Annotated in this window: 9 protein-coding genes; 1 reads left to right on the top strand and 8 read right to left on the bottom strand. The window is 68.7% G+C overall.

The genetic code is table 11. The features are described from left to right. Positions 1–19: 19 nt before the first annotated feature. The 5 genes from EYF70_RS11920 to EYF70_RS11900 form a co-directional block, all read right to left on the bottom strand. Entirely contained in the window at positions 20–1,312 is a 1,293-nt protein-coding gene (locus EYF70_RS11920) for an extracellular solute-binding protein (RefSeq protein ID WP_131145599.1), read from the bottom strand. A 72-nt stretch (positions 1,313–1,384) separates the two neighbouring features. Beyond that, entirely contained in the window at positions 1,385–3,370 is a 1,986-nt protein-coding gene (locus EYF70_RS11915) for a glycoside hydrolase family 2 protein (protein WP_131145598.1), read from the bottom strand. 42 nt (positions 3,371–3,412) lie between these two features. Then, positions 3,413–5,269, bottom strand: coding sequence for a glycoside hydrolase family 43 protein (locus EYF70_RS11910; protein WP_131145597.1), 1,857 nt, complete (start codon positions 5,267–5,269; stop codon positions 3,413–3,415). A 250-nt stretch (positions 5,270–5,519) separates the two neighbouring features. Beyond that, the gene (locus EYF70_RS31615; RefSeq protein WP_229420824.1) at positions 5,520–6,278 is read right to left on the bottom strand and encodes a PEP-CTERM sorting domain-containing protein; all 759 of its coding nucleotides are present in this window, start codon (positions 6,276–6,278) and stop codon (positions 5,520–5,522) included. 134 nt (positions 6,279–6,412) lie between these two features. Continuing rightward, the gene (locus tag EYF70_RS11900; protein ID WP_131145596.1) at positions 6,413–6,637 is read right to left on the bottom strand and encodes a hypothetical protein; all 225 of its coding nucleotides are present in this window, start codon (positions 6,635–6,637) and stop codon (positions 6,413–6,415) included. Positions 6,638–7,031: 394 nt separating this feature from the next. Here EYF70_RS11900 and EYF70_RS11895 point away from each other — a divergent pair, with 394 nt between their 5' ends. Next, a complete protein-coding gene (locus tag EYF70_RS11895) occupies positions 7,032–7,445 on the top strand; it encodes a BLUF domain-containing protein (protein WP_131145595.1) in 414 nt (137 codons plus the stop codon). A gap of 225 nt (positions 7,446–7,670) precedes the next feature. On the opposite strand, the gene EYF70_RS11890 is transcribed toward EYF70_RS11895, so the two are convergent. The 3 genes from EYF70_RS11890 to EYF70_RS11880 form a co-directional block, all read right to left on the bottom strand. Then, the gene (locus EYF70_RS11890; protein ID WP_131145594.1) at positions 7,671–9,869 is read right to left on the bottom strand and encodes an NADP-dependent malic enzyme; all 2,199 of its coding nucleotides are present in this window, start codon (positions 9,867–9,869) and stop codon (positions 7,671–7,673) included. 126 nt (positions 9,870–9,995) lie between these two features. Beyond that, positions 9,996–13,400, bottom strand: a complete 3,405-nt coding sequence (locus EYF70_RS11885; RefSeq protein WP_218943774.1) for an exo-rhamnogalacturonan lyase family protein — start codon at positions 13,398–13,400, stop codon at positions 9,996–9,998. 215 nt (positions 13,401–13,615) lie between these two features. Continuing rightward, positions 13,616–16,195, bottom strand: a complete 2,580-nt coding sequence (locus EYF70_RS11880; protein WP_165497640.1) for a TonB-dependent receptor — start codon at positions 16,193–16,195, stop codon at positions 13,616–13,618. Positions 16,196–16,353 lie beyond the last annotated feature (158 nt).

Genomic DNA, 16,353 nt, shown 5'->3' with positions numbered 1-16,353 from the left:
TGTTTCCTTTCGCTGGTGGCTAGTAGCGCGGCGGGCGCTTCTTCAGCAGCCGCTGGGCCTCGCTTTCGAAACGCCGCAGCGCATCGGCCGGTGTCAGCTGGCCGGCCAGCGGTGCCGGCAGGAACTTCGAGGCGATCGCTTCCAGCGGCCCCGCCGCGCCCATGTACCAGCCGGGCGGATCGTAGACGACGCTGGCCGCGGCCGCCGCGTATTCCGCATTCGGCATCAGTGCGCGCGCCGCCGCCGATTCGGCCACGGGGCGGTAGGCCGGGATGTGCCCGCCCTCGGCCCAGCCGAACGAATGTGTGCTGACATAGGCGATGAACTTCAGCACCGCGCGGGTCTTCTCGGGCGTCATCGGCCGGCCCTCGTTGGCGGGGATCGCGAAGCCATGCGAATCGGCCCAGGTGCTGGCATTGCCATACAGTTGCGGCAACGGCGCGATGCCGTAGCGGAAGCGGATGGTGCCGGCCTTCGTGCCGCGCACCAGTTCCGGCACTTCCCACACGCCGTTGATCATGAAGCCGGCATTCCCGGCCATGAACTGGCTGGTCGATGCCGGGTAATCCTGGCCCGCCGTGGCGTAGCCGGCCTGGAACCAGTGCGCGATCGCGGCCAGCGTGGTCTCGCCTGCCGCGCCATAGGCGAACTGCCCGTTCGCCACCACCGGCAGCCCCTGCTGCGCCAGCAGCGACAGCCACAGGCGCCAGATCGCATACGTGCTTTGCGCCGCTTCCATCGCCAGGCCCGCCTTGCCGGTCTTTTCCTTCACGGCGCGCAACGCCTCGGTCATGGCGGGCATGCCGGTGATGGTCTTCAGCCGGCCGCTGGCGTCCAGCAGGCCGGCCTGGCCCGCCAGGTCCTTGTTGTAGTACAGGACCAGCGGATGCATGTCCAGCGGCACGGCATAAGCGCGCCCCGCGTATTGCGAACGGGCCCACTGGCGCGGCAGGAAGTCGGCGCCGCGCAGGCCCGCCGCCGCCAGTTCGGCATCGGTGACGGGGCGCAGTACGCCGCCGCCCGCCAGGTTCGGCAGCCGCGACAGGTGGATCGTTGCCAGGTCCGGGCCGGCGCCCGCCACGGTCGCGGTGATCAGCTTGGTATAGAACGGTTCGCCCCACTTCAGCGTGGTGCTTTCCACCCGCACCTCGCCCTGCGAGGCATTGAAGCCATCGACCAGCGCGCGCAGCCGCGCACCGTCGCCGCCGGACACCAGCGTCCACATCTGCACCACCTGCACGTCGGCGCGTGCCGCGGAGCCGCACAGGAGCAGCAGTGCCAGCGCCGCGGTGGCCCATCGGCCAGCTCGCATGTCGTGTCTCCCCCTCGTTTCGTTCGAGGTCTGGTTGTTGTCGTGGTTATCGCAACCGCGCGGCTACTGCCTTCACGCCGCCTCGCTGGGCAGGCGGAAGCCCGGTTCCGGTGCCGCCATGCCGGGCTGGTCTTCCGGTCCGGCCGACGCATGGGTGGTTTCCGGCGTGGCCGGCACCGCCGCCGCCTGCCCGCCCATCGGGGCCGGCTCGGGCGCCCGCTTGCCGCGCCACAGTTCGCTGTGGCCCAGCGGGTCCGTGTACCAGTCGTGCAGCCGCGCATCCGGGCCGCGCGTGGCTTCGGCCAGCGCCGCGATCGGCGCCTTCGGCACGCGCTGTTCCGTCAGCAAGCCATTCTTTTCATGGAAGGTATCGGTCAGCTGGGTATAGCAGAAGCCGGACAGCGGCCGGCAGCGATGGATCGCCGCCATCAGGTTGCGGTAGCGTTCCAGCAGTTCCTCGCCATCGCGCGCCACCGAGTAGCCCCAGCCTTTCGGATCGGCCTCGTCCATGCAGGCGATGCCGCCGAACTCGGACAGGAACAGCGGCTTGCCGATGCCGTCGAAGCCGTCGATCACGAGCCGGCGCCGCGCCGGGCGCACGTGCTCGAACGTGTACTTCAAGCCTTCGCGGGTGCCGTAGCGGGCCACCAGTTCTTCCGGGTCGGCGTGGTAGTCGTGGATGTTGACGAAGTCGCCGCACGGCATCTCCCAGCCGTCGTTGCCGACCACCGGGCGGGTGCCGTCCAGCGCCCGTGTCATGTGGTACATGGCGCGCACGAAGTCGACCTGCCGGTGGTCATGCATCAGTTCCGGCACGCCCCACGATTCGTTGGTGGGCACCCAGGCCACGATGCACGGATGGGAAATGTCGCGTTCGACCAGCTCCTTCCATTCCTCCATCACCCCATGCACGGTCTCGCTGGAGAAGCCGTACGCCGACGGCATCTCGGCCCACACGCACAGGCCCATCACGTCGCACCAGTACAGCCAGCGGGGGTCTTCCGATTTCTGGTGCTTGCGCACGCCGTTGAAGCCGAGCCGCTTGATCAGCACCACGTCCTGGCGCAGCTGCTCGGCCGACGCGACCATCAGGCTTTCCGGCCAGTAGCCCTGGTCCAGCACCATGCGCAGGTAGTACGGCCGGCTGTTGAGGAGGAAGCGGTCGCCGTCCACGGAGACCGTGCGCAGCGCCGTGTAGCTGATCACGTGGTCGAGCACCAGGCCGTCCGCCGCATGCAGGGTGATCTCGGCGTCGATCAGCTGCGGGCTTTCCGGGCTCCACATCCAGTGCGCGCGGGCGTCGTCGATGCCGGGATCGGGCAGCTGGAACAGCCGCGACAGGCGGGTGCCCGTCAACATGCAGCGGTCCGAGACCAGCACCTTGTCGCCCAGCCGCAGTACCACGTTCACAGTGTGACCCGGGCCGGGATGCGCCACGTCGGCGTCGAGGCGGATCTGCCACGTGAACACGTCCGCTGTCCAGCGCACCTTCGACACATGCGAGTGCGCTACCTTCTCCATCCACACGGTGCGCCAGATGCCGGTAGTGCGCGGGTACCAGATCGAGTGGGGCTCCAGCTCCCAGTCCATCTTGCCGCGCACCTTGTGCATGTCCAGCGGATCGTCTTCGGCCTGCACGACGATCTCCATGCAGCGCCCGTCGAGGTAGCGCGTGACGTCGATCGAGAACGGGCCATGGCCGCCCTTGTGCTGGACAGCGAACTGGCCGTTGATCCACACGCGCGCACGGTGATTGACGGCGCCGAAATGCAGCTTCAGGCGTTCATCCGGCGACGGCAGCAGGTTGTCGTCCAGCCCCACCACCCGCCGGTACCAGACGCGCCGGCGGAAGCCGCGGTCGTGCACGCCGCTGGCCGCCGCCTCGGGCGGGAACGGCACGATGATCGTGCGATCGAACGGCACGTCGGCCGGTTCGTAGTGCACGGCATCGTCGTCCAGCATCGCCTGCCACGGTCCGTCCAGGTTCAGCCATTGGGGGCGCCGCAATTGCGGCCGGGGGTGGTCCACGATCTCATTCTCCTTCAGCGGGGCTCTCATCACGTTTGTCCTTATGATAAGTCGTTTATGTCCTGCACAGCGTCACGGTTGAGTTCCCGTGGCGCGCGCTTCCGCTGCGCCGGCCGCTGAGTGGGGCGGATACAACGCGCTGACGGCCAGCGGCCCGAACGTCACGGCCCGGCCGCCGGCGCCCATCGCCACCAGGCCGATGCGCGCGCCCGTGCCGAGGCGGTGCGTCCACGTGCCGCCGCCGACCCAGTCGCGGCCATCCTGGCTGGACCAGGCGGTCCACCGTTCCAGCGCGCCGGGGCCTGTGCCTTCGCGGCGCACGTCCAGCCGCAGCCAAGTCCAGGCCGCCTGCGCGGAAGGCGTGCCGGCCACCGTATTGCCATAGCGGGGGTGGTGCGCCGGCACCGGTTTCTGCTCCTTGCCGAATTCCACCTGGTGCAGGCCGGCGTTGGCCAGCACCGACAGCTTCACGTAGTTGTCGTCGTCCTTCAGCGCCACGATGCCTGCCTGCACGTGGGGCGTGCAGCACTCGTCCGGCGCATCGAGGCGGACGCGGGTCTCGATGCGCAGGTCGCCGGGCGGCAGCGCCCGCGCCAGTAGCGGTGCCGTGTTGGTGTCCACGTACAGGTCGCCCGCCTGGGTGTGCCCGGCCAGGCCTTCGGGCGTGGCGCGCCAGCTGCCGGGCTGGCGTATCCAGCGCCACGGCGCGGCCGGCGCCTTCGTGAAATCCTCGCGCCACAGCAGGCGCAGGCCGGCACCGGTGCCGCCGAACGCCGGTGCCGGGCGCGCCCCGCCCGCACTGGTGGCCGGTGCCGGCAAGTCCCGGTCCGACGGTCCCCTGCCCTCGGCGACCACCGGCCAGCCGCCTGCCCAGTCGATCCGGTCGAGCAGCGCGGGGCGCCGCGTCAGGCCGGGCGCGAACAGCGGATCGCCGGCATCGACGGCGTGGTAGATCGTCCACCACTGCCCGGCCCCATCCTGCAGCACGGAGTTGTGCCCGGCGCCGATCCAGCGGTTGCCGCTCTGCGCCAGCACGGGCGTGCCGCCGGCGCGCGGTGCCGCCATGTCGTTGCCGTGCCGGTCGAGGAACGGGCCGAGCGGACTGGTGGCGCGGCCGACATGCAGCGAGTACCCCGTCAGCGGCCCGGCGCAGCAGTCGGTGGCCGACGCGAACAGGTAATACCAGCCATCGTGGCGCACCACCTCGGCGCCTTCGTAGCGGCCGGACGTGCCGACACGGCGCGCTTCGCCTTCCACCGACAGGCCGTCCGCCGCCAGGCGCTGGACGAACAGGCCGCCGCCATAGCTGCCGTAGTACAGCCAGCGCGCGCCCGTGTCGTCGACCACCACGTCGGGGTCGAAGGTCCAGTCGAACTTGCAGCCGGGCGCCGCGCGGCGCGGCCCGACCACCGGCTTGCCGCTGGCCTGCCATGGCCCGGCTGGCGAGGCGCTGCTGGCGACACCGATCGAGCTGTCGCTGTCGCAGCCCGCCTCGGGGCTGTGCGCGTCGTCCGTATCGGTGATCGTGTAGTACAGCCAGTAGCGGCCATCGTGGTATTGCGGCTCGGGTGCCCACAGCCACGAGCGCGCGGTGGCCGGCGCCGGCCGGTCGGTGAAGGAATCGGCTACCCAGTCCCAGTGCACCAGGTCCGTCGAGCGGTACACGGGAAGCAGGCGGAAGCGGTAACCGTCCCCTTCCCTTTCATTGCGGCTGACCGGGTCGGTCGTGCAGTACAGGTACCAGGTGGGTTGCGCCGCCTGCGGATCGCGCAGCACCGCCGGGTCGGCGCAGTTCTGCGCGAACTCGCCGCTGGCCAGCCTGACCGGCAGCGGGTTGCGATAGGTGGGGCTTGCTTGCGCTTGCACCTGGGCGTGCGCCGCGGCCGCGGTCTGGAGCACCGCCGCCAGGAGAAACAGGCATGACCGCACTGGCTGCTCCTTGTTGCGAAAAGGCGGACGTTAGCATGGCTGGCGGTGGTGTGGTGCACGGGTGGCGGCACGCCGCGGCGGTGCGAAACCGTTCGCCCTGTCGGCCCGGGCGGTGGATCCGTTGGTTCAGGCGAGGTCGATCGCTTTACTTCATCTTTCGGTTAGTTGCAAATTTTGAGTCGAAAGAAGGCGCACTGTGCGCCTTCTGGAATGTCCGCGCCGACCAGCAATGCGCGGATCGTGGGACCGGTTACGAAGCCTGGCCGCCGCGGCGACGGGATCCGAGCAGGAGACCTGCCAGGCCCAGGCCCATCATCGCGTACGTCGACGGCTCCGGGACCGGGGACACCGCTCCCAGGTCCTGGAACTTGACGTTGTCGACCAGATAATTGGAGTCGTAGCCGAAGTCGTTCGTCGCATCGCCCCACGTGATGCCGCCCGACAGCGTGCCGAAGACCGGATCCATCAACGTCCTGCTGAGGACCGCGCTGGCCGTGCCGGACGCGATGTCGGCAAACGAGGCATCGATATACAGGTCCAGCTTGCCGCCGTTGTAGCGGAACGCATAGTCATGGAAGATGTTGGTATCGAGTGTGTGCGAAGCGCCCTGCAGGTCGCCCCACGCGACGACATCGTTGCCGATCATGAAGGTATTCGCCCTGGAAGCGGGCGTCAGCAGCACGTTGAACGGATTGAACGTCAGCGCCGCGTCCATCAGGTTGTAGCTCGACGACACGACCAGCAGCCGGATCGAAGCAATGTAGTCGGTGGCGCCGGTGGCGTACTGGAAGTACTGGAACTGGCTGGTGCGAGGCGTGTCGTTCGCCGTCATGAACTGCGTTATTCCCTCACTCGGGAGTTGCGTGCCGCGGCCGCCCGCGGACCATCCCTGCGCGGCCGGGCTGCCGTTGCCGTCATAAAGCGTTTCGATGGGGCCGGCGGCTGACGCAGCGGTCGTCATGCCGATCGACAGGGCCAGGGCGGTAATGAGCGAGCGCGGGAAATCCATGGTATCCGTAGGTGAGTTGGTGAATTGGTCTTATTGCAATAAGATAATCAATCTTACAAGCAGGACACATCCGAGTCAAGCGATGACCAGTTGGGCTATCCGGCCCGCCCAGCTTCCCGCATGTCGTAACAACGTCAGATGCAGGGGTCTTCGACGAGCTTCCCGTCCACCAGGTGCCGCGGACAACCGCCCGGCATCGGCAGCGTCGGCGCACACACGCCGGGCCTCGCGCCCGGCCGTGCCGATGGCTCTTCCACGGGAACGCAGTCGCCCTGGCATTCACTGTCGTCGGCGCAGGCCTTGCCCCGGTCGCTGGTCTTCACGGCGCAGAAATGGAACGGCCCCAACGGGTACAGCATCCACTCGCCTCCCCTGGCGGCGCATTGTTCCCTGGTTTTCGGCGGTTCGGGCTTGACAGGTTTGACCGGCGCGCCGGACGAACTGGCGACCACGAATGAAGCAACGAATACAGGAATACAACCCCGTAGTAGACGCACACTGCGCATGGCCCGCTCTCCGATCGATATCCGCCTTGCATGGAAGACCGTGGCCCGCACCCGGCGCGAACCCAGCCGCGGTCGTGGCGGACCACGAGCCCGGATTGCGGACGTTTCCGCAGGTCCGGGCTGTACAGCAAGACTACCTTATCAGAGCGCGATGGCGCCCTGAAGGTTAGCGAACGCCTGAAAGGGACGAAGGCCGGTTAGACTAGGCCAGGAAAACCAGCCCCCCACCCACCCACTCTCCCCTGTCATGTCACTCCATCAACTCGTATACCTGAGTCAATCCACCGGCAAACCGGGCAAGGACGAACTGGCCGCTCTCTGGGCGCAGGCGAAAGCCAATAACGCACGGATCGATGTCACCGGAAGCCTGTTCTACAACGGCGGCTGGTTCATGCAGGTACTGGAAGGCTCCGCCGCCACCCTGGCATCGCTGTATGACAAGATCGGCAAGGATCCCCGCCACCACGACCTGCGCCTCCTGTATAACGAGCCCGCAGCCTTCCGCACCTTCGTGCGCTGGACCATGAACATGACCAACCTGGAGGAGCGGCAGGCCGACAAGTACCAGGAACTCATCGACATCATCGAGGCGGCGAAGACGGGCCGCAAGATCTACGGCGTTTCGCCAGCGGTAACGTTGCTGAACACTTTCAAGGCGTGATGCCGTGACGAAGCCGGGCACCACGGCCGCATGGCGCGGCGGATGAACGGTTCGCGAGCCTGCGTGCCAGCGGTTCCGGGATAGGCACACTGCACAGCCGCAGGCTGGCAAGCCCGCCGATCGCCATCGCCACGCCCCATCGGTTCGCCGGGTCGCAGCTTGCGCCCGCATGCAAAAAGGGCCGCCGGCATGCCGGCGGCCCTTTCATTTACCCGGCAAAGCCGATCAACGCACGGCACCGGCGACAGCGACCGCCGTCATGTTGACGATGCGCCGCACCGTGGCGCCCGGGCCCAGCACGTGCACGGGTTGTGCGGCACCCAGCAGCACGGGACCGACGGTGACGCCCTTGCCGCCCGTGACCTTCAGCAGGTTGAAGGCGATGTTGGCGGCGTCCAGCGAAGGCATCACCAGCACGTTGGCTTCACCGGTGAAGCCGGGGATCACGCCGCCGGCCAGCGCGACGTCGCCCTGCACTTCGCCGATCACCGGCAGGTCCGGGGACGCGTGGGCCAGCAGCGCGCGGGCGTCGCGCATCTTGCGGGCCGACGGGCGCTCGGAAGAACCGGCGGTGGAGTGCGACAGCAGCGCGACCTTCGGCTCCAGGCCGAAATGGCGCACCTGCTCGGCGGCCAGGCGCGCGATCGCGGCCAGTTCCTGCGCGGTCGGGTCGTCGTTGACGTGCGTGTCGGTGACGAACAGCGTGTGCTTTTCCAGCACCAGCGCATTCATCGTCGCCATCACTTCGGCGCCCGGCGCCAGGCCGATGGTGTTGCGCACCTGCTCCAGGTGGGTGTCGATGCTGCCGCGCAGGCCGCAGATCACGGCATCGGCTTCGCCGGACTTCAGCAGCGCCAGCGCATGGTCGGTCGACTCCGCGCCGCCCGGTTCGGCCAGCGTGTAGTCGGTGCCGCGCTTCAGGCGCAGGCCGGCGGCGGCGATGGCCGCTTCCACCTTGGCGCCCTCGCCCACCAGCACCGGCTTGGCCAGGCCTTCGTCGACCACGGTCTGCACGGCGCGCAGCACGCGCTCCTCGTCACCCTCGGCGTACACCACGCGCTTCTGCGCGGCCTTGGCGGCCGTGAACAGCGGCTTCATCACCAGGCCGGTGTGGTAGACCTGCTGTTCCAGCTGCGCGCGGTAGGCGGCCAGGTCGGCGATCGGCGTGGTGGCCACGCCGGATTCCGCGGCCGCTTTGGCCACCGCCGGCGCGATCGCGGAGATCAGGCGCTGGTCGAACGGTTTCGGGATGATGTAGTCGGGGCCGAAGGCCAGCGTCTGGCCGGCATAGGCGGCGGCCACCGTTTCCGATACTTCGGCCTCGGCCAGCGCGGCGATCGCCACCACGCACGCCTGCTTCATTTCCTCGGTGATCCGGGTGGCGCCGCAATCGAGCGCGCCGCGGAAGATGTACGGGAAGCACAGCACGTTGTTGACCTGGTTCGGGTAATCCGAACGGCCGGTGGCGATGATGCAGTCCGGCCGCGCGGCCAGCGCCACCTCGGGGCGGATTTCCGGTTCCGGATTGGCCAGCGCCAGGATGACGGGGCGCTCGGCCATCGTCTTGACCATCTCGCCGGTCAGCACGCCGGCCGTCGAGCAGCCCAGGAACACGTCGGCGCCGCGCACGATGTCGGCCAGCGTGCGCGCATCGGTGGCCTGCGCATAGCGCGCCTTATTGGCTTCCATATTGGCTTCGCGGCCCTGCCAGATCACGCCGCGCGAGTCGGTCACGTAGACGTTCTCGCGGCGCACGCCCAGGCCCACCATCATGTCCAGGCAGGCGATCGCCGCGGCGCCGGCGCCGGAGGCGACCAGCTTGATGTCGCCGATGCGCTTGTTGGCGACCTTCAGCGCGTTCAGCAGCGCGGCGCTGGAAATGATCGCGGTGCCGTGCTGGTCGTCGTGGAAGACGGGGATGTTCATCCGCTCGCGCAGCTTCTTCTCGATGTAGAAGCATTCGGGCGCCTTGATGTCTTCCAGGTTGATGCCGCCCACCGTCGGTTCCAGCATGGCGATGGCATCCACCAGTTTGTCGGGGTCGTTCTCGGCCAGCTCGATGTCGAACACGTCGACACCGGCGAACTGCTTGAACAGGCAGCCCTTGCCTTCCATGACGGGCTTCGAGGCCAGCGGGCCGATATTGCCCAGGCCAAGCACCGCGGTACCGTTCGAGATCACGGCCACCAGGTTGGCGCGCGACGTGTATTCGGCGGCGGCAGCCGGGTTGGCGGCGATTTCCTCGCAGGCGTAGGCCACGCCCGGCGAATAGGCCAGCGACAGGTCGCGCTGGTTCGACAGCGGCTTGGTCGGCACCACTTCGATCTTGCCGCGGGTGGGGAAGCGATGGTACTCCAGCGCGTCCGCGCGCAGTTGCTGCTCGCGGCGGACGTCCTGGTTGTCGTCATTACGTTCGATGGTCATGCTTTCTCCTTCAGGCCGCCCATGGCGCCGCCCTGCGGCGGCGGGGCGCAATGGTGAATAATTCTGGTTACGCGTGTCATCGGCTGATCCGATATCAAAGTGACACGACGTGCGTAACCGTCAATATTACCCTGAAGTGGCGGCCCGCGTGCGGGACCCTTTTGGCACGATCGTTCGCTTGGACAGGGGGTCGGCCAAACGAAACACGGCGAAATCGGTGATGCGCTGCCGCGACAGCGTGGTGCGGAACCCGAACAGGCCGGCGCCAACCCGCTGGCGCGACGCGAAATACTGCACCCCGTCGACATACAGCCGGGTACCGCCGCCATCGACGACGATGCGGATCCGGTAAGGGTGATTCCCCTTCAGCAGGTAAGGACTGTCGGTATATTCCTGCAGCAATCGCCGCTCGCCGCTCCCGTCGTAACGCCGGAACCGCGTGGTGGCGTTGTGGTTGCCTCCGATGCCAGCGTAGAACATCGGCACCCTGTCGTAGTCGGCCAGCTTGCCGGACAGCGGCCGCGCCATGCGGGCCTGCCAGAACATGTTCATGTCCGACACCCGGTCGCCAGGCTGGCCTTCGTCCAGCACCGTGCAGGTATACGCAATCTCGTAGTGGCCGTCGAGCGGCTGGGTGAGCCACACGGTGAGCCCGCCGCGGGTGTCGAGCACCAGCGCGCCATTGCGGACGGTGACGACCTCGCGCGGATCGCCCTGCTCCGCTTCCACGCGCCAGCGCCGCGCGTCGAAGGTGCGGAAATCATCCCGCACCAGCAGCGTGCCCGCAGGCGCCGCCCGGGCATCGAGCGCCAGCAGGCCGAGCGCCCCCAGGCCCCACTGCGCCGCGCCATTGGTGGAGATCCGTGGCGCCTCGTCGATATCGTCCAGCACCGCGGGCCGGCTCACCCGCCGCACCGCGAAATCCGCCTCGCGCAGCCCCGCCTTGCCCGCGTCGAACAGGCGCCAGGCTTCCCGTATCAGCGCCTGCCGCTCCGTCATGCCGGACGCCTGCACCGCCGCGTAGCCCAGCAGCCGCGCATGGCCCTGCGACAGGTTCAGCGGACCGAGCGCCTGCCCCAGCTCGGCCTTCTGCGCCTCGGGCGTGGCGTTGTACAGCCGGCAGTACTGCAGCCAGGCGGCGCGGAACGCCGGCTCCGGCAGGGTGCGCAGCAGTTCGGCGCAGATTTCCGTCAACCCGAACACGGCGGACAGGTGCGAGACGGCGATCTTGTCCGAGGCGGCGATGCGGAAGGCGCCCGTGTCCAGGTCCATCACGGCACTGCCGGTGAAGAAGCCTTTCGGCTGCGCGGCGATGGTGCGCATGCTGGCCAGCAGCTTGTCGCGCCAGGCCTTGTCGCCGGTGCGCTCCCAGGCCGTGAACCAGGCGCCGGCGATGGCGCCCCAGTCCGTGCCGAAACCCACGCTGGCTTCGTTGGCGCCGCCGGCCGGCTGCTGGCCGATCTTGCGGCCCGGCGCGATGTCGCGCAGGCGGCGCACCGCGTCCTGCTGTTCGACCAGCAGGTCGCCGATGCGCTCATCCGCCGTCAGGTAATACATGAAGCGCCGGTTGATCGCGGTGGAAATGCGCAGCTGCTTGGCGCTGTCGCCCCAATGCTGCACGCCGTGCCGTGTGCCCAGGGGACTGAAAGGACCGATATGGTGGACGTCCACTTCTCCCGTGTGGCGCGTCATCGCCTCGGCCAGCCGGAACGCGTCGGCCCGTCCCGAATGGAGGAAGTAGTGCCACAGCCAGATGTCGGTGGACAGTTCCGAGTTGTCCCAGGCGAAGCCGCCCACGTCGTAGCGCCACTGGTGGCGGCGCGCATCGTAGGTATGCATCACGTCGCCATAATCCCAGAAGCCGTACCAGCGGCGCTGTTCGACCTGGCCCCGGTAGTAGTCGAACAGCTGCGCCAGCCGAGTCTGCAGCCGATTCGCCAGTGCCTTCGCACGTGCGCCTCCCCGGCCTGCTGGTGTTCCCGCGGGTGCCCCCGCTGGTGCCCAGTATTCGCTGAACACGCCGGCCGCATGCAGGCGCCCGGGCGTCGCCATCAGCCGGGGCGGCTGCGCGATGCGCTGGCCGATCGCCGCCAGCCCGGCGGCCGTCGGCGTGGCCGGCAGCAGCTGAAGTTCCAGTTCGCTGGTGCGCGCGATGCCGTAGGGGGAAGCGAAGCCCGGCTCGTAATCCTCGTACGTGATGTCCAGCGCGGCGCGCTGTTTCGCATGCGTGTCCTGGCCCATGCCATCGTGGAAGAAGCGCAGCTGCATGGCCGGTGCCTCGGGCGCCCACAGCCACAGCGTGACAGCGGCGGCGTCGCCGGCCGCGCCGGTGATGTCGATCTGGCCGGGATGGCTTTGCCAGAAATTGCGCACGCCGAACGCCACGCCGCCCTTAGCGCCGCCCAGATAAGCGGTGCCCCCGGCACGCGTCCCGCCGCCGGCCGGAATCCATCCATGGCCCTTCGCCGTGCGCTTGGCGATGGTGAAACCGTCCGCGTTCGGTTGCAGCAGCCGGTAGTCGCCGAAGGCGGGCACGTACTGCAGGCCATCGCGCACCGCCTTGGGCAGCTGTTCCACCGGCGGCAGCGGCAGGCCGGCCACCTGCAGGGCGGCGTTGTCGTCGCCGACGTCGCGCCGCAAGCCTGTCAGGCCGCGCACGCTTTCGGCGAACACGCCGCCGGCCGCGGACGTGAAGCGCACATGGCGGTCGTGCGGGGCGCCGTCCAGCGCGGTGCCGAAGCGCAGGCCGATGCCGCGCACATCCAGCCGCGCCGGATCGACATCGACGACGAAGGTGTGCAGCAAGCGGATCGCCTCGCTGCCGCGGTGGAATTCGAGCCGCAGCGTGAACGGCAGCAGGCCGGGGCCATCGCCGGCGCGGTGCGTGCCGGTCAGTTTCAGTACCGTGCGCACCGGGCCATCCTGCTCGATCTCCGCCTGCGCGACCTCGCCCTGCCAGCGCCGGCGCCGCCGGTCACCATCTTCGCCATCTTCGCCATCGTCCACGCCGTCGGTCAGCAGCACCAGTTCGCCGCCGCGCAGCAGCGTGTGGCCGGCCAGCGCCACTTCGGCCAGCACCTGGCCACCCTTGCCCGGCACCCGGGCACGCAGCTTGCCGGTATCGACGACGATGCCGTCGCCTTCGCGGCGCGCCATGCCGGCTTCGGCCGGCACCGCGGGCCCGGGCTGCAAGCCGTAACTGGCCGCCGGCTCACCCGCGCCAATCGCATGGGCACTCCACTTGATGGAACCATCCGGCCACCAGGCCAGCGGCCATGATTGCAGTGGTGGCGCAGCGCCGCCGGCGGCGCGCATTGTGAAGCCGCTGCCGCGCGGCACCTGGCCCTGCGGCCACGGCACGCCGAAGGTGGCGCCGGTGAAGCTGGCGGGCGGCGCGCCATCCAGCCAGCCCAGCGTGGTCGTTTCAGGCGGCGCGAGCGCCGTATCGGCGGCGGCGCGTGCCGGTGACATCGCCATGGTCGGCGCCCCGGCCAGCAGTGCGGTGAGTTTCAGCAGTTTACGGCGGTCCATCGGTCTCCTTTTCTCCAGCAATGTTCTTGAATGTCGAATCGGCGCATTGGAAAAGCCCACCCCAAGTGCAAATGCCGGGGTCAGGAAGGAATGCTGGCATGCATGCCAGCATCGTTCCGCAGGCGCGAAGCATGCTTCGTGAAACCCCTGCTCCACCCCGGCGGGTCTGACCCCAGCCCTTCGCCGTTGGGGTAAATGCATGCGCTCGCAACGTATCAATACCGGTACCCCAGCGACACGCCCAGTGTACGGCGTTCGCCCAGCCAGCCGGCCACCGAACCATACTCGCCGTTCACGAGACGCTTGTAGTACGTCTTGTCGAAGGCATTGTTCAGCCAGACCGACGCGCTCCATTCCCCCTCGCCCAGCTTGCCCTCGGTGCCGGCGGCGAACGAGGCCAGGCCATAGCCGGGCACCCGGGTGAATTGCGACGTATCGACGGTGCCGAACATCCAGCTCCGGTAAGCGTAGCGGGCCGAGACGAACGAGCGCAAGCCGCTGTCCGAGGTCCAGCCATAGCGAACGCTGGCGTTGGCGGTCAGCTTCGGCGCGTTGAACACGCGCGAGCCGGTCAGGTTGCACGACGGCGGCGGGTTCGGCGCCAGCGTGACTTCCGGCGGGCAGCGCGCGTTGTCGTAATGCGTATAGTAAGTATCGTTCCACACCGCCGCCGCGTCGACGCGCCAGTGGCGGTCCGGCGCCCAGCGCGCGCTGGCCTCGGCGCCGCGCGAGATGAAGGTGCCGGCATTGAGCAGGTACACCTGCCCGTCGTCCGGGTTGTAGCCCTGGGTCTGGAAGTCGCTCACCTCGGTGAGGAACAGGTTGCCCTTCAGGGCCAGCCGGTCGCCGGCCAGGCTGGCCTTCACGCCGATTTCGCCGCTTCTCGTCTTCTCCGGCTTGATGAACAGCGAATCCAGGCCGGCCTGGCGCGCCGCGCCGGCGGAGATGTTCAGGCCGCCGGACTTCTCGCCGTACGACGCGGCCGCGTAGGCGCTCCAGCCGGGCGCCGTGCGCCACGTGGCCGTCAGCGTGCCCGAAGGCAGCGTGTGGTTTTCTTCCAGGTAGCCGGAATTGAACGGCACACGGTTATAGCGGACGAAGCTGCCGCCCTTCTTTTGCACGTTGGCGCGCACGCCGGCCGTGATGTCGACCGAGTCGCCCACGCGCAGCGTGCCCTGCGCGAACGGCGACAGCATGCGGTCGCGCAGCAGGCCGAGGCGGATGATGTTGAGGTTGCGGAACGCCGCGCTGTCCAGCCAGAGCGCCGGTACGGAGGTATCGGCGTAGCGCGTGTGCGCCAGCGTCTCGGCGTGCTGGCCCAGGTAAGTCAGGCCCAGTGCATACGCCAGGCTGCGGCCGCCGGGCGAATCGAGCCGCAGTTCCTGCGACCACGTCTTGTCGCGCACCTCCGTGCCGGTGTTCGCATAGACCCGCACCGACAGGCCATCGGCCATCGTCGGCTGCGAATGGAAGTAGCGCAGCGACGTGACGGAACGCAGCTGCCAGCCGCCGCCGAACTGCCACTCGGCCAGCGCCGCGACGCCGCCCTGCACCACGTGGATGCGGTTCTCGTCGTCCAGGTCAACGTTCGGGCCGAACACCACGTTGTGGCCCGCCGCGGCCGAATGGGCCAGGTAGCCATCGCGCCCGTTGACCGCGTGCGTGGCCACCAGCACGGAAGTCGGCTCGCTGTTGCCGTTGCTGTAGTCGGTGGACAGGCGCAGCGTGAACCGCTCGCCGCCGCGATACAGCAGCTGGCCGCGCAGGCCGTTCGACGAGCCGCCATTGAGCCGGTTGCCGGTGCGCAGGTTGGTCACCGCGCCATCGCCAGCGCTGCGCACGACATTGAGCCGGCCAGCCCAGTTCTCGGACAAGGGGCCGGACGCGACGCCGCGCACGCGCTGGTAGCCATGCTGGCCGGCCGATACCGTGATCTCCGCCTCGGGCACGAAGGTCGGCGATTTCGTCGTGATGTTGACGATGCCGCCCGTGGCATTGGCGCCGAACATGGTGCCCTGGGCGCCGCTCAGCACTTCGGCCTGGGCGATATCGCCAAGGCTCGACAGCATGCCGGGCCGGGCCAGGTAGACACCGTCCACGTAGACGGCCACGCTGCTTGGCATGCCGATGTTCGCGTCGCCGCTGGCTTGCCCGCCGCCGTCGCCGACGCCGCGGATCGTGATCTGCATGTCGGACGGGTCGGTGCTCTGGATGTTCAGGCCCGGCACCAGCTGCTGCAACTCCTCCAGCGTGGTGACATTCTGCTCGTCGAGTTCGTCGCCGCCGATGCGGTAGGACGAGGTGGGCGTGCGCTGCGGATCTTCGCCGGTGGCGCCGCCGCGGCCCTGGCGCGCGCCGCTGACGGTGACGGTGGCCATGGCGGCCGGCTGTGCCGCCGCCGCAGCGACGATGGCCGGTGCGGCGGGCGCCGACACCTTCAGGAACTGCGGCGCGGCCGGGGCTTCCGGCTTCTGGACGGCGCGGCGGCGGATCGTCAGGGCCCCGCCGCCGCCGGAGGCCAGCTCGAAGCCGCTGCCGTCGAGCGCGCGGGCGATGGCTTCGGTGGCGTTGTAGCGGCCGACCACGGGGGCCGAACGGGCGCTGCCCAGCAGGCGGGGGTCATAGGCAAGCGCCACGCCGGTGTCGGCGGCGATGGCCAGCAAGGTCTGTTCGAGCGGCGCCGCCGGCAGGCGGTAATCCTGGCGGTCGGCGTATGCCTGGGCATGGGCGCAGGCGGGATTGAACAAGGCGGGCAGCGTGGCCAGCACGGCCAGGGTCAGGGAATGCTTGTGCAAGGGATACCTCATGAATGTCGTTGGTATACCCCTTGTGCAGCGAGATGCGGAAAGCGTCAGCGGAATCACGAAAAAAATTAGGGGGCGACGACGCTAATGCTGTTCAGATGACCCCACCCCAAGTGCAAATGCCGGGGTCAGACCCGGCGGGTCTGACC

The organism is Pseudoduganella albidiflava (genome assembly GCF_004322755.1).
GTDB classification, from domain to species: domain Bacteria; phylum Pseudomonadota; class Gammaproteobacteria; order Burkholderiales; family Burkholderiaceae_D; genus Rugamonas; species Rugamonas albidiflava.
The sequence above is the reverse complement of the archived record's forward strand: the minus strand, read 5'-3'. Positions and strand labels throughout refer to the sequence as shown.

Bases quoted from the DNA above. Each gene is read 5' to 3' on its own strand.
- EYF70_RS11920 (WP_131145599.1), bottom strand. From the start codon at position 1,312: ATGCGAGCTGGCCGATGGGCCACCGCGGCGCTGGCACTGCTGCTCCTG.
- EYF70_RS11915 (WP_131145598.1), bottom strand. From the start codon at position 3,370: ATGAGAGCCCCGCTGAAGGAGAATGAGATCGTGGACCACCCCCGGCCG.
- EYF70_RS31615 (WP_229420824.1), bottom strand. From the start codon at position 6,278: ATGGATTTCCCGCGCTCGCTCATTACCGCCCTGGCCCTGTCGATCGGC.
- EYF70_RS11900 (WP_131145596.1), bottom strand. From the start codon at position 6,637: ATGCTGTACCCGTTGGGGCCGTTCCATTTCTGCGCCGTGAAGACCAGC.
- EYF70_RS11895 (WP_131145595.1), top strand. From the start codon at position 7,032: ATGTCACTCCATCAACTCGTATACCTGAGTCAATCCACCGGCAAACCG.
- EYF70_RS11890 (WP_131145594.1), bottom strand. From the start codon at position 9,869: ATGACCATCGAACGTAATGACGACAACCAGGACGTCCGCCGCGAGCAG.
- EYF70_RS11885 (WP_218943774.1), bottom strand. From the start codon at position 13,400: ATGGACCGCCGTAAACTGCTGAAACTCACCGCACTGCTGGCCGGGGCG.